This is a genomic window from Bacillus sp. EB600, from assembly GCF_024494385.1.
Taxonomy (GTDB): domain Bacteria; phylum Bacillota; class Bacilli; order Bacillales; family Cytobacillaceae; genus JAEVLT01.
The window spans coordinates 21,920-35,526 of record NZ_JAEVLT010000012.1; the positions used below are offsets into that span (position 1 = coordinate 21,920).

A 13,607-nucleotide genomic window follows, 5' to 3' on the forward strand; every position below is an offset into this window, starting at 1 on the left:
TAAGAACCAAGGAGGTTTTACGTAATGGATCAGAAAATAAAAAAGTTAATGGTTCTGCTTTTTACTTTCATTTTAGCATTTTCTATTGGCTCGAGTGTACTAGCCGGTAATGATGATCACGAAAAAGGCGAACATAACAACAGTAGTGAAAACTATGAGAAATCGGATGAAAACGAGTATGAAAATGAGGATGATAAATATTTCAATGATCGAGGGACGAATCCTGTCTTTCAAGAGGATTATTGGAATATTTGGTCGAGAAAGCCTGTAAATAACCCGAATAACACTTTACCGACTACTACCCCATCTGAGCTTTCAATTAGTGTCAATGGGAATGTCGCCAAGCTTTATGTTATTCCACAGGAAGGGCAGCTACTAGTTTCAGGAATGGCGATGGCCAATTTACTAGGGGCACGAACAACGTATTCCCCGCAAAGCAAGATCATGGTGATCACGAAAGATAAATATGAGTTGGTCGTAAGAGCTGATTCCAATGCGGCATTTGAGAATAAGATTAAAAACCCAATGCCAGTTAAAGCGGCCTCGTATGAAAAAACCATATACTTACCTATTTCTGTTGCTGCAAATGCTCTAGGGTTTCGAATTACTTGGAATGCTGAAAATAAAACGATGACTTGTGAATCTTTTTAAAAGGAGTTCGATTCGTAATGGTAAAATCAAATAAATCAAAATGGATAATAGGGCTAACGGGTGCTGCTCTATCGGCATTTGTTATTACCCAAGTCAGCAGCACGAATGGGCAAGATCTAGGGGTGACTGCACAAGAAAAAAGTCAAATCTCAGGAATGAGCAAACAGGAAAAGGAACTTGTCCAGTTGGATTGGTCTAATTATTCAATTAATGGTGCATCAGTATCTAATCCCGTTACAGAGGGGGCTACAAGCAGTGATCGCCAAACAAGAAGATCATAGTCTTGAAGACACATTACATTTGAATGCCATGAATACCTCTTTTTATATACGAGTAAAAGATTGTCAAAGAAAAGAATGGAAGAACGTCATTTCAGCCTGGATCCTTTATGTTGAAAAGGAATGGTCCCGGTTTCGAACGGATAACGAGTTATACCGACTTAATGAGCTGAAAGCGGGAGAACAAATGATAGTGACTTCCCCGCTTTTTGATGTACTTCAAAAAGCGGAGGCTTATCGTCAAAATACAAATGGATTGTTTTCCCCCTATTTATTACCTCAAATGCAATTCCATGGATATGAGCAAACCTTTCCATTCACCGCCACAATTCAGCAGGAACATAGCTTACCTTGCATTTTTAACGACATCAATGCTCCTTTTGAATTTCTACAAAACACTGGTTCAGTTAAGCGAACTGCTGCTGGAAAAATAGATTTAGGTGGAATTGGCAAAGGATATGCAGTTCAATCTGCTGCAAGGTGGTTAAAGGAAATTGGTCAGGCAAGGGCTGGAATCGTTGATGGGGGCGGAGATATCACCGTATGGTCGGATGGTGAAGAGAAGTGGAAAATCGGTGTTGCCCATCCATTTAAGAAAGAGCAAGAAATCGCTCAATTTCGGTTGAAAAACGGCAGCGTTGCCACATCTAACACAATCTATCGAAGTTGGCTGCAGGGGAATGAGCAGAAACATCATATTTTAAACGGCAGAACGGGCTTGCCTGTGGAAAGTCCAATCATCCAAGCAACAGTTTTCAGCGAAAATTGCCTTGATGCAGAAGTTGCAGCCAAATTATGTTTTATGGTCAATCCTTTTGAATGGAAAAAAATAACCAATACCTATAAACTACTCCTTGTCGATCAAGACGGAAAAATAACATCGTTTAAAAGGAATGAGGTTTGAACAGAAAATAACGGCAGCTGCTGCTGCCGTTTAATTTTGTGTTTCAATCCCCTTGAATTTATCCTTTTTTTCGTCAAGTCGTTTTTCAAAAACAATCGTAAACACTGTACCTTTTTCCAAGTCACTGCTTGCATAGATTTCTCCACCATGTGCTACAACAATTGCTTTTGCAATCGAAAGCCCTAACCCTGATCCACCTTTTTCTCTTGATAAGTCACCTCTGTAAAAGCGGTCAAAAATATATGGAATATCATTTAAGGGAATACCACACCCAGTGTCTGAAACAGATAAAATGATTTTTCCAGCATTCGTTCTGAGTGCAAGTTCCACCTGGCCTTCCTTTGTATAGCGGAAAGCATTATCCAATAAGATATAAAGCAATTGCTGGATCCTTGTCATGTCACATGTAAAGTGAATATCGTCCTGGATCTCCTCCACAAAAACAACCTTTTCCGTTGCTTTGCTTATAAATCTTTTAAATACGGCTTGCGATAACTCTGAAAGATTCACATCTTTCTTCTCTAGTGCAAGCACATTTTTATCACTTCTGGCCAAGAATAAAAGATCATTAATCAATTTATTCATTAGCTCTGCTTCTGCTTTTACATCCTCAAGTACTTCCTGACCAAATGGACTTAGATTATCTTTTTCTTCACGTCTTAATAGATCTATAGAGCTATAGAAAATACTTAGTGGTGTACGGAGCTCATGGGAAGCATCCGATACAAATTTCTCCTGCTTGTAAAAAGCATTCTTTATCGGTTTGATAGCTTGACCTGCAAAATAATACCCCATAAAACCAAACAGAAGACTAAAAAAGATGGTAAGAAATAACAGGATCCACGTTATGTTTTCAATAAGGTGTCTTTCACTTGAAATATTTTTTCCAACGATAACATAGCCATGTACATACCCATTTGTAGTAAGCAACTTTTTCATGATGATGAAATGGGATTGTTTCCATGTCACCTGATTAGTATATGAATCGTGCTTAACAGAAAGATTTTTCTTCTCGATCCAGCCAGAGAGGTGCTTAATAGTTTCTTCCCCGTAAACAAATTGATTTTTTGTGTCAAAAACATAGTAGAATATTTCCCGATTTGGATCGTATGACAATCCACGATGTTCCTTTTCATATAAATCTTCAATAATGTCCATTTTTTCTTTCGTGAAATATGATTGTAAATCGTCTTGTTCATTTAGAATAATTTGCTGTGAAATGAGAAAATAAAGTACACCGATAAAACAAAGTAGTAAAAATAGCAATGAAAACGTATAGAGAAAGGTTAGTTTCGTTTTTAATTTATGAAACATCAGAATTTCTCACTTTATATCCGATTCCCCGCACATTTTGGATAAATGACGGGATCCCAGCAAAATCTATTTTTTTTCTGACCAATTTCACCAATGCATCGAGTGCATTGTCGGAAATATCAGTATCGAATCCCCAAATTCTTTCAAATAGAACTTCTCTCGTAACAACTTGGTTACAGTTTCGAAATAAAATTTCGAGAAATTGATACTCTTTTTTCGTCAGGTCAATGACCACCCCTTTATGGGTGAGTTCGTGTGAGTTTAAGCTGAGTGTGAAGTCATGAATGGTGATCGACTCTTCAAGGCTTTTTTCTTTGCGACGGCTAATTGCCCTGATCCGCGCCAGCATTTCATCAAATTCAAACGGTTTTACAATATAATCATCAGCACCTGAATCTAAGCCAAGGATGATATCATCTTTGGCGTCCTTAGCTGTAACAAATAAAATCCCGCTTTTTACTCCTCTGGATCGAAGTTTTTTGCAAACAGTCAGTCCATCAGCCCCCGGCATCATCCAATCGAGAATAATGACATCATAATCGCAAAGAGAGGAATAACTGATTGCATCACTTCCATTCTTCACCCAATCTACCTGATGAAATTCTTTTTGGAGCAGATGTGCCGCCAATTTGCCTAGCCGTTCATCATCTTCAGCTAGTAAAATATTCACTTTTGTCACTCCATTCAGAAGAATTCTGTTTATTTTATCATATCAATTTTTTCTGAAAAAAGAGTGAAAAAAACGTGAAACCATGGGTTTATATCCACATTATTAATGAAAATAAATATGGGCTGTACGAAAACTAGTTAATATACTTGCGAATAAGCCTACAATCCCCACAATTATAAGCGAATAAAGCAAATTTGCATCTTTAAGGATGACCAAACCTGTTACTATAATTACGGTGTCAATCAAATAAATAATGATTCCTACATTTAATTTGCTCCACTTTGAAATTAACAAGGCCAATAGGTCCATTCCACCAGGACTAATATGGTTTCTTAGCATCAATCCAACCCCAACTCCAATTAGGACTCCTCCGCAAATAACACTTGCAAAAATGGGAAGATGGATTGCCCCGTTCAGCGGGTTCATTAATTCGATTAAAAAACCAGATATGACAGCTCCGATTACACCATTGATAAAATAGTGCGGATCCGATTTTAATGCAAGCAGATAAATTGGAATATTTAATAATACGAGCAGTAGGCTTAATTTTAACCCATATAAATAGTTTAATAACAGGCTGATCCCAAAAATTCCTCCATTAATCAAATGAAAAGGAAGGATAAACCCATTGATCCCAATTCCAATTAACGTACTTCCGAAGAATATTATTAGCAGCCTTTTCCGCATAGGTTTCATCCCTGTCCACACTTGACTTATTATTACATATATGAAATAAAATCAGCTTCATGCCAATCTTTCTAAACAGTTTTAGCGAAAGAAAGCTAAAAGTTATTCAATTCATTTTACAAAAGGACGAAGGACATAACTAAGTGCTCTTAAGGATGGAAAATGACCTGCTTTTAAGAATCTTCCCCCCACGAATCCTCCCATATGCCCCACAATTGTGTCCAGTACAGAGTTATCGAGCTTTTCGAAGATTTCTCGAAAAACTAAAGAATTCCGGTATTTCTTTGTTAATGGTTTCGTCAACTCTTCGTATTTTCCTAATCCACATAGGTCGTATGCAGCATATATTCCAGTGAGCAGAGAAGTAAATTGTCCAAATCCCAAAAATGGCATAAGCGCTCCAAAACAGTTCCCTGTAAAAAATGTATTTCCGATTCTCGGATACTTACAGCTTCCGATTAGATAGTTCTTAACATGAAATTCATCCGATATTTTTAGTGGCTGCTTTAACTTTGAACAAACAATTTTATAAAAATCAGACCATAATTCGGTATCATTCTCATTTTCGAAGGAAGATTGTGGAAAAGCGGTCACTATATTGGCTTCCGTTGGAGAAAATGGAAGAATATACGCATACCCTTTAGGAGCGATTTTGTTGTTCAGCCAAAGGTGTATGGTAGATGGTTCAAACTCCCCCTCTACTGTTGCTCCTTTTAACGTAACTGCACGGTCGACATGAAAATTATTTAAATTGACTGCGTCTTGGGCATCACCTGTTGCTACTACCACATGTGTAAATTCTTGAAGTAAGTCCTCGTATGTATACTCTGAATGATAGATAATTTCAGTGGCCACTTGGTCCGCTAATTGCTGTTCAAATGAATGTTGATGCCGACCTCGTACATTAATGAATCCTAACTGTTCCTTCACAGCTGTCTCAGTATTTTCCGAATGAACAATTAGTTTGCTAATTTGACTAATTGGTTTTAAAAATAACTGGTATTCTTCCGAAAAAAATCGGTAAGCATCATTAATTGGGCTGGTAAGAATTGATACTATTATTTCGGCATTAATAAAGCGATCACCAGGTTGGCTTCGCTTTTCAAAAATAATCGGCGAGTGACCATTTCTTTCCAACACAATCGCACATGCTAAGCCCGATAAGCCTGCACCCATAATGGCTATTTTCACTTTTTTATTCCTCTCTTCACTTCATTGGACTATTCTCTATTATTTTCCTTTCTGTGGTCATTATGTAAATTAAATTATCCATTTTTCCTTAGCCGACCCCCTTTCGGGAATAAAAAAGGTTATGAAAAGAGCCGTCCCTTGGGACGGCTCTTTTGGAATAAAAATTAAAATGTGTTATAAACATTTTGACAAGTTTCTGATGTAGGCTCATAAAAGCAGTGAAGCTTATAACGGGCAACCAATGGCTGACCGTACCAGGTTTGCGGACAACTTCCTCCGGGTTTAAAATACCACAAACTATATTTAGCTGGCCAGAATCGTTGACCGTTAATCGTTTTCCGTGCTAATCGTCGCTCTTTTTCCCGTGGCGCCTGATAAAAATAGCCATGTGTAACAGCCTCAAATGCATGTGGTTGATATATCATTTGCGGGATGGTGCGAAGCCCCTTAAAATCTGAACAGTTAGCTCGTATTCGATTAATACCGACGTTTCCAACGAGAAGCATCCCAAGTGTTCCTTCTCCCTCAGCCTCTGCTCTAAGTAACCTTGCCATAAGATTGAGGTCTGAAGCCCTTGCCCTCACTACTGCCATGAAACCCACCTCCATTGATGTTCATCTATATCATATTCTTTACGGGCAGAGAGTTGACGATTGGTTTTTTTAAGGAATGTAACAACTTTTTATGCAGTAATTAATCTTGTCGCTTATCAATAAACAAAGTACCATCACTTTGAATTTCAGCATAAAAAACATCAGTTAATTTAACTCCTGACTGCTGTAATTGCATTTCAAGCCAATTTCTGCTTAAATTCAGTTCATCTAAAGTCTTAGTTACTACCTTACTGTCAACAACAATTTCGGTTGGCATATATAAAGGCTTCACTGTTGTTACATGTAAATCCTTTTTAGAAATTGTTTGTTGGTCCACTTTTTTTAGAACGGACAATTTTCCATCTGGTTCTAAGATAGCATAGTCTACCTCTTTCATAGAAAATATATCCTTCTCTCTCAATAACATACTAAGATCATCCATATTTAAACTTGCGCCAGCCATAGCTTTTTCCAAAATCTGTCCATTTTTAATTACTATTGTCGGTTGACCATCTAGAATCACTCGTGCCTTCCTCGACTTTAAATTTATAAATGCAACTAGATGAGTTAGTAATGCCCAGCTGATTAGACTTACAAAGCCTTCACCCAACTTAATACTTCGATCCATCGTGATGGCTGCAGCTATTGCTCCGATGGAAATACCGGTAATATAGTTAAAATAAGTCAATTGTCCAACTTGTTTTTTGCCCATCATTCGTGTCATAAGCAGTAACACAGTAAAAGAAATAACTACCTTACCAAGGACTTCAAGATAATTCAAGCTTTTCACCTCTATATCAATAAAAACACCCTTGAAGATATTGTCGTTAAATTTTTCCCTTAAAAATGCTTATTTATAAAAAAATTATGCCGTATAGTAAAAGCTGCAAAAATGAGATGATCTCAAATAAAGCATCATCTCCTGCTTTCATTACCTCAATAAACATAATTTTTTCATCAAAATTTCTGAATAAGTTTTTTAGTTTCATCAGACATAAATTTAAGATATTATTCACTCATACACTTTTTATAATAATGAAAGGCTTAAATCGAAAATTCAACAAAGTAGCACGAACATTTTTTGTTAATCAGATGTTATCATTCGGTTTTCATTAAAATTTTCATTGATTTTATGCTCTTAATTGATATATGATTAAATTAATAAGTGCTCATATAATAGCGGGGATATGGCCCGCAAGTTTCTACCGGGTTGCCATAAACAATCCGACTATGAGTGGGTAGTAGGAAAGTGGCAGGTTTTTCTGGTGCCGCCATACCTACTCCTTTCGGTTTTAAAAACCCAAAGGTCATTGTCTCACTCAATTTGATGTGGTCAATGACCTTTGGGTTTTTTTATTTTTTATAGGGGGAAATAAACATTATGAAATTACTAGAACAAAAGATTTCCTTAGAAGGTACGGTCCTATCTGGAAATGTATTAAAAGTAGATTCCTTTCTAAATCACCAAATTGATCCTAATTTGATGAACGAAATTGGCAAAGAATTTGCAACAAGGTTTGCAAAAGAAGGGATTACTAAGATTGTAACAATAGAATCTTCAGGTATTGCACCTGCTGTCATGGCAGGTTTACACATGAATGTTCCTGTTGTGTTTGCTCGAAAAAGAAAGTCACTGACCCTGATTGATGACCTTCTAAGTGCAACAGTCCATTCATTTACCAAAAACGAAACAAATGAAGTATCCATTTCAAAGAAGTATCTTTCAATTAATGACCGCGTGCTCATTATTGATGATTTCTTAGCAAATGGCCAGGCTGCACTTGCTTTAGTGAAAATGGTTGAGAAAGCGAATGCGAAGGTTGCAGGTATTGGCATTGTCATTGAAAAGTCATTCCAGGATGGCTCTAAGATTTTAAGAAATCTTGGGCTGAGAGTAGAATCGTTGGCAAGAATTTCTTCTCTTTCAAATGGAGAGGTTCATTTTATTAATGAAAAAGCGGAGGAGTTAGACTGATGAAACAGAATCCATTAAAAGTCGGCTCAATAGGAATTCAACATGTTTTAGCTATGTATGCAGGGGCCGTAATCGTCCCGCTTATTATTGGAGGCGCCCTTAAATTATCCGGAGAGCAATTAACGTATTTAGTTTCAATTGACATTCTAACAAGTGGGATTGCCACCATTTTACAGGTTTGGCAGAACCGTTTTTTTGGAATTGGGCTTCCAATTGTACTAGGCTGTACATTTACAGCTGTTGGACCAATCATCGCGATCGGCGGTCAGTACGGACTTTCGGCTATCTATGGATCCATTATCATATCAGGAATTATTGTCATTCTAATTTCGAATTTCTTTGGAAAGCTTGTTAAGTTCTTCCCCCCTGTTGTAACAGGATCAGTTGTAACCATTATCGGTATCACCCTTATTCCGGTTGCAATGAACAATGTTGCCGGTGGCCAAGGCAGCCCTGACTTTGGGTCAGGATCAAATCTTGCACTTGCTTTTGGTACGCTTCTGTTTATTATCGTTCTTTATCGTTTTTTTAAAGGCTTTATCCGTTCGATTGCCATATTATTAGGATTAATCGCCGGTACAATTGTTGCTTCTTTTATGGGAAAGGTCCATTTATCCGCTGTAGGAGATGCTTCATGGTTCCATATTGCACGCCCTTTTTATTTTGCAACTCCATCCTTTGAGCTAGCACCGATCATTACAATGACTCTTGTTGCAATTGTAAGCCTTGTTGAGTCATCAGGTGTCTATTTTGCACTTGCTGATATTACTGAAAAAAAATTAACTGAAGAGGATTTAGTAAAAGGTTATCGTGCCGAAGGCCTTGCAAGCATTCTTGGCGGCATATTTAATTCCTTCCCATATACGACCTATTCGCAAAACGTTGGCTTAGTTCAACTTTCAGGTGTAAAAGAGAAAAATGTCATTTATACTGCTGGAACAATCTTAATTATCCTTGGCTTTATCCCGAAAATTGCTGCACTTACGACAATCATTCCTACTGCTGTCCTTGGCGGTGCCATGGTAGCAATGTTTGGAATGGTCATTGCAGCAGGAATTAAAATGCTAAGCAAAGTCGATTTTACTTCCCAAGAAAATCTATTAATTATTGCTTGTTCCGTTGGAATGGGACTTGGGGTAACAGCCGTGCCTAATTTGTTTTCTCACATGCCAGAAACAGTTAAAATCCTCTCGAATAGCGGTATTGTTGCCGGCAGTGTGACAGCTATTTTCTTAAATCTTGTCTTCACGATTGGGAAACCACGGAAGCAAAAGAACGTATCAACAAAAAATAACCGAAGTATTGCTTCCTGAGGATCGGACAAAACGGCATTTGATCTTAAATCTTCTAAAATAAAGTAGATAAAACAGACGATACATTTATTTGTATCGTCTGTTTTCATATACAATAATAGTTATTCTTTATACCAATTTAGCTATTCTCGCTTGTATTTCTGACAGCCTATAATTAAAGAATACTTTATAAACTTTCATTGAACCCTCATCATTAACCTCATGAGAAACATAAAAACCTTTAAGCGTTCTTAATTGTTCATCAAATAGAACGCATTCCTTCCCCTCTGTAGCGCTATTAATAAACCATTCAATTAGGTCCGGCTTCTTATACACTTTTTCTCTGATGATTTCTTGGGTATATGCGTTACAAATTTGCAATTTAAACAATAAAAGCACCTCCCAGAATATGTTATGCATTAAGCATATCGTATTTAGTTATTAATTTATTAAAATAATTGTGAAATTTTCAGAACACTTTTTAGCTAAGAGTATCCACTCTCGCTATGGGGGTTAGACAAAGTAACAACTTTTATGTTAACATTGAGTTGTTGGTTTTAATTATCCTTTTACTTTTAAAGAATTTACTGAAGGAGGAATGATCTTGATACAATTTCAAAACATTGTAAAAAAGTATCGAACAAAGACAATTATTGATAACTTATCATTAGATATCGAAGATGGCCAACTTGTAGTCTTTATCGGACCAAGCGGCTGCGGAAAAACGACTCTGTTAAAGATGATTAATAGATTAATAAAGCCTACAGCAGGTAAGATTTTGCTGAATGGGACTGATATTTCAACAATGAACCCGATCGAACTAAGAAGAAATATTGGTTATGTCATTCAAAACACTGGACTGTTCCCTCATATGACAATTAAAGAAAATTTGGAGCTAATTCCTAAATTAAAAGGGGAAGATTGGGCTTCCATTAACAAGAAAACGGTAGAATTGCTTACTATGGTGGGACTGAACCCGGAGGAATATTTAGAACGCTATCCAAAAGAATTGAGTGGCGGTCAGCAGCAAAGAGTTGGAGTGGCAAGAGCTTTTTCAACAGACTCTGATACCATCCTAATGGATGAACCTTTCAGTGCATTAGATCCCGTCACGAGAAGTGCCCTTCAAGAAGAGTTGTACCAAATGCAAAAAGAGTTAAACAAGACGATCATATTTGTAACACATGATATGGATGAAGCTATTAAAATAGCAGATAAGATTTGTATTTTAAAAGATGGCGATATTCTGCAATATGATACTCCAGAAAATATTTTAAAAAACCCCGCCAATGACTTTGTAGAGAACTTTATCGGAAAAAGACGGATTTGGAATAACCCTGAATTATTAAAAGCCGAAGATATTATGATTCAAAATCCCGTCAAAATTACAACAAAACGCACCGTCCTGCAGGCAATCGAAATTATGAAGGAAAACAAAGTGGACAGCTTGATGGTAACAGACAAATCCAATATTCTTATCGGACTAGTAACATTAAAAGGCATTCAATTACTGAATCGTAATTCGATCATTGAAACTGTGATGGAGAAGGCAATTCTTACTGTTCCCGAAGATACAAACTTAATTAATGTCTTAAAGACGATGAATGAACACAAAATTGGATTTGTACCGGTAGTCAATCACACCAACCAATTACTTGGGCTAATTACAAGAAGCAGTATTTTATCGGTATTAAGCAGTCAATTAATTGATTTGGAGGTGGCATTTTAATGAGTATATTTTGGAATTATGTAACGGCTAACTACGAACAAATTCTTAATTTGCTAGGCAAACATCTTTATTTGAGTGTATTTTCTGTTTTGATTGCGATTATCATTGGAATTCCACTTGGCATTTTAATTTCAAAGGAACCAAAACTTTCAAAGCCTATCATCGGACTGACAAATGTGATTCAGGCAATTCCAAGTTTAGCTTTGCTTGGTTTTCTCATTCCATTTATCGGAATTGGAAGTACGCCAGCGATTGTGATGGTCGTTCTCTACTCGCTTCTTCCAATTGTGAAAAATACCTACACCGGGTTGACAAATATTGATGGAGATATTCTGGAAGCCGCCAAAGGAATCGGTCTCACCAAAGGCCAAACGATGAAAAAGGTGCAGCTTCCATTAGCGCTCCCGATGATTATGGCGGGTATCAGAATTTCAGCTGTAACAGCTGTCGGATTGATGACGATCGCTGCCTTTGTTGGTGCTGGCGGACTTGGTTATTTAGTCTTCTCAGGTGTGCAAACAGTTGACAATAACATGATTTTGGCAGGAGCGATCCCTGCATGTATCCTAGCTCTTCTAATCGACTTTCTAGTTGGGAAACTTGAAACTTCACTTTCATACACGAATAAACGCCGAACTTCTCATTCAAAATCTTCCCAAAAAAAAGCAAAAAGGCTGCTCATTTCTTTTGGGTGTTTCATTCTAATCGCTGCTGGGGTTTTCTCTTTTTATTCAAATGCCAAGGCAAAGGATAGGATTGTCATCGGTTCTAAAAACTTTAGTGAACAATTGATTTTGGGTAATATGCTTGCGGATCTTATTGAGGATAAAACAGATCTTAAGGTTGATAGAAAGCTGAATCTCGGTGGTACTCAAGTAGCCTTCAGTGCTTTAAACAACGGCAATATTGATTTATATGTAGATTATACAGGTACCGGATTAGTAGATATTCTTAAACAAAATCCTGATAATGACCCAGACCGTGTCTATCAAACAGTTCAAAAAGAATTTAACAAAAAATATGGAATAGAATTATTAAAACCACTTGGATTTAATAATACCTACGCCTTAGCAGTTCGACAGGATACTGCAAAACAATATAATTTAAATACTATTTCTGACCTTGCAAAAGTGAGCAATCAATTGATATTAGGTCCAACTATTGAATTTCCTAATCGAAAAGATGGCCTAATTGGACTCTCAGAGACCTATCAAATGCAGTTCAAGGATATAAAGGCGGTAGACGGCGGTTTACGCTATACTGCTTTAAACAATCAAAAAAGTGATGTCATTGATGCTTTCTCCACTGACGGTTTAATAAAAAACTTTAGACTGAAGGTGCTAAAGGATGATAAACACTTTTTCCCACCTTATTACGCGGTGCCAATGATCAAAGAAGAAACATTAAAAGAACACCCTGAAATTAAAAAGGCGATTAATTCTCTGTCCGGTAAACTGTCAGATGATAAAATGCGGGAGCTTAATTACAAAGTGGACAGTTTAAAGCAGTCTCCTTCAAAGGTGGCAAAAGAGTTTTTGCAAAAAGAAGGATTAATAAAATAAAGTTTCAGCAACAAAAGAGTAGGGGTCTTTTTCGAAGATCCCTACTCTTTTGTTATTCCATTAAAAAATGAATAACTCTCTTATACGTTTGCTCATCACCAATAATTAGCAGAACATCTCCTTCTAATAGGAGGGCGTAGGGGCCTGGAGAGATAATCATCTCCCCTTTTCTTTTCATTCCAATCACGGTACCACCTGTATTTTGCCAAAAATTCAAATCTGAAATTGTCTGTCCAATATGCTTACAATCCGGCAGAACCTCGACTTCAATTGGTGCCAATGGATTGGTATGGCGAAGTTTGACAGCATAATCCAAGATTTTTTTTAATGTTTCAGAAAGCTGGTCATCTAACTTCTCTCTTTCGACAATCAAGGATTTCATTTGTTTTTCCAGATCCTTGACGCTCTCAAGGTTTGAAAACCGGTTTATGTATTTAAAAGCATTCTCTTTGGAAGAAATAATAATCCCACTGCCTTTTGTAGATTGGACAATTTCGACATCCTCTAAGATCTTGATTGCTCTCCTAACGGTTTCTGGAGAAGCTTTGTATTCACTAGCTAATGTGGACCTTCCATGAATCTTTTCACCTACTTTATAGTGGCCATCATTTATTCGATTGGCAAGGTCTATGGCAATTCGTTCATATGTTGGTATTTGAGCCTTCTGCATGAGTAACCTCCACTCCCTTTTTTCAAAAAAGAGTTTGTCATCAATTAATGGATTTATCTATTTTAATATATCATTTAATTGGTGTTTGCTT

The 13,607-nt window shown here is 37.0% G+C and carries 15 protein-coding genes and 1 riboswitch; of the genes, 7 read left to right on the forward strand and 8 right to left on the reverse strand.

The window, feature by feature from the left end:
* Window positions 1-24 precede the first annotated feature (24 nt).
* From JN080_RS14040 to JN080_RS14050, 3 genes are read left to right on the forward strand one after another with little or no spacing between them, the layout of a single operon-like run.
* The gene (locus JN080_RS14040) at window positions 25-651 is read left to right on the forward strand and encodes a copper amine oxidase N-terminal domain-containing protein (RefSeq protein WP_256236644.1); all 627 of its coding nucleotides are present in this window, start codon (window positions 25-27) and stop codon (window positions 649-651) included.
* 17 nt (window positions 652-668) lie between these two features.
* The gene (locus JN080_RS14045; protein WP_256236645.1) at window positions 669-932 is read left to right on the forward strand and encodes a hypothetical protein; all 264 of its coding nucleotides are present in this window, start codon (window positions 669-671) and stop codon (window positions 930-932) included.
* Window positions 907-1,833, forward strand: a complete 927-nt coding sequence (locus tag JN080_RS14050; RefSeq protein ID WP_256236646.1) for an FAD:protein FMN transferase — start codon at window positions 907-909, stop codon at window positions 1,831-1,833. The genes JN080_RS14045 and JN080_RS14050 overlap by 26 nt, the downstream gene beginning before the upstream one ends.
* Before the next feature lie 30 nt (window positions 1,834-1,863).
* On the opposite strand, the gene JN080_RS14055 is transcribed toward JN080_RS14050, so the two are convergent.
* From JN080_RS14055 to JN080_RS14080, 6 genes are all read right to left on the reverse strand, one after another.
* Entirely contained in the window at window positions 1,864-3,147 is a 1,284-nt protein-coding gene (locus JN080_RS14055; RefSeq protein WP_256236647.1) for a sensor histidine kinase, read from the reverse strand.
* Complete coding sequence (locus JN080_RS14060; protein ID WP_256236648.1) at window positions 3,137-3,817, reverse strand: response regulator transcription factor; 681 nt, start codon at window positions 3,815-3,817, stop codon at window positions 3,137-3,139. The genes JN080_RS14055 and JN080_RS14060 overlap by 11 nt, the downstream gene beginning before the upstream one ends.
* A gap of 102 nt (window positions 3,818-3,919) precedes the next feature.
* Complete coding sequence (locus JN080_RS14065; RefSeq protein WP_256236649.1) at window positions 3,920-4,513, reverse strand: YitT family protein; 594 nt, start codon at window positions 4,511-4,513, stop codon at window positions 3,920-3,922.
* 102 nt (window positions 4,514-4,615) lie between these two features.
* The gene (locus JN080_RS14070) at window positions 4,616-5,695 is read right to left on the reverse strand and encodes an NAD(P)/FAD-dependent oxidoreductase (RefSeq protein ID WP_256236650.1); all 1,080 of its coding nucleotides are present in this window, start codon (window positions 5,693-5,695) and stop codon (window positions 4,616-4,618) included.
* 164 nt (window positions 5,696-5,859) lie between these two features.
* Window positions 5,860-6,288, reverse strand: coding sequence for a cell wall hydrolase (locus JN080_RS14075; RefSeq protein WP_256236651.1), 429 nt, complete (start codon window positions 6,286-6,288; stop codon window positions 5,860-5,862).
* Between the two features lie 100 nt (window positions 6,289-6,388).
* Window positions 6,389-7,069 carry a DUF421 domain-containing protein gene (locus JN080_RS14080; protein ID WP_256236652.1) on the reverse strand — a complete coding sequence of 227 codons (681 nt, stop codon included), beginning with the start codon at window positions 7,067-7,069 and terminating at the stop codon, window positions 6,389-6,391.
* 368 nt (window positions 7,070-7,437) lie between these two features.
* A riboswitch (purine riboswitch) is annotated at window positions 7,438-7,539 on the forward strand.
* 130 nt (window positions 7,540-7,669) lie between these two features.
* Between JN080_RS14080 and JN080_RS14085 the strand changes: the two genes are divergently transcribed.
* The gene (locus JN080_RS14085; RefSeq protein WP_256236653.1) at window positions 7,670-8,263 is read left to right on the forward strand and encodes a xanthine phosphoribosyltransferase; all 594 of its coding nucleotides are present in this window, start codon (window positions 7,670-7,672) and stop codon (window positions 8,261-8,263) included.
* Complete coding sequence (locus JN080_RS14090; protein ID WP_256236654.1) at window positions 8,263-9,576, forward strand: nucleobase:cation symporter-2 family protein; 1,314 nt, start codon at window positions 8,263-8,265, stop codon at window positions 9,574-9,576. The genes JN080_RS14085 and JN080_RS14090 overlap by 1 nt, the downstream gene beginning before the upstream one ends.
* A 108-nt stretch (window positions 9,577-9,684) precedes the next feature.
* Here the strand turns inward: JN080_RS14090 and JN080_RS14095 are convergent, their stop codons facing one another.
* The gene (locus JN080_RS14095) at window positions 9,685-9,945 is read right to left on the reverse strand and encodes a hypothetical protein (RefSeq protein ID WP_256236655.1); all 261 of its coding nucleotides are present in this window, start codon (window positions 9,943-9,945) and stop codon (window positions 9,685-9,687) included.
* Window positions 9,946-10,153: 208 nt separating this feature from the next.
* Here JN080_RS14095 and JN080_RS14100 point away from each other — a divergent pair, with 208 nt between their 5' ends.
* Together JN080_RS14100 and JN080_RS14105 are read left to right on the forward strand one after the other, a co-directional pair.
* On the forward strand, window positions 10,154-11,284 hold the full coding sequence (locus tag JN080_RS14100) for an ABC transporter ATP-binding protein (RefSeq protein WP_309144680.1): 1,131 nt from the start codon (window positions 10,154-10,156) through the stop codon (window positions 11,282-11,284).
* Window positions 11,284-12,846 (forward strand): ABC transporter permease/substrate-binding protein, encoded by a 1,563-nt coding sequence (locus JN080_RS14105; protein WP_256236657.1) that lies wholly within the window; start codon window positions 11,284-11,286, stop codon window positions 12,844-12,846. Before JN080_RS14100 ends, JN080_RS14105 begins: the two co-directional genes overlap by 1 nt.
* Window positions 12,847-12,898: 52 nt before the next feature.
* Here the strand turns inward: JN080_RS14105 and JN080_RS14110 are convergent, their stop codons facing one another.
* Complete coding sequence (locus tag JN080_RS14110) at window positions 12,899-13,516, reverse strand: GntR family transcriptional regulator (protein ID WP_256236658.1); 618 nt, start codon at window positions 13,514-13,516, stop codon at window positions 12,899-12,901.
* Window positions 13,517-13,607 lie beyond the last annotated feature (91 nt).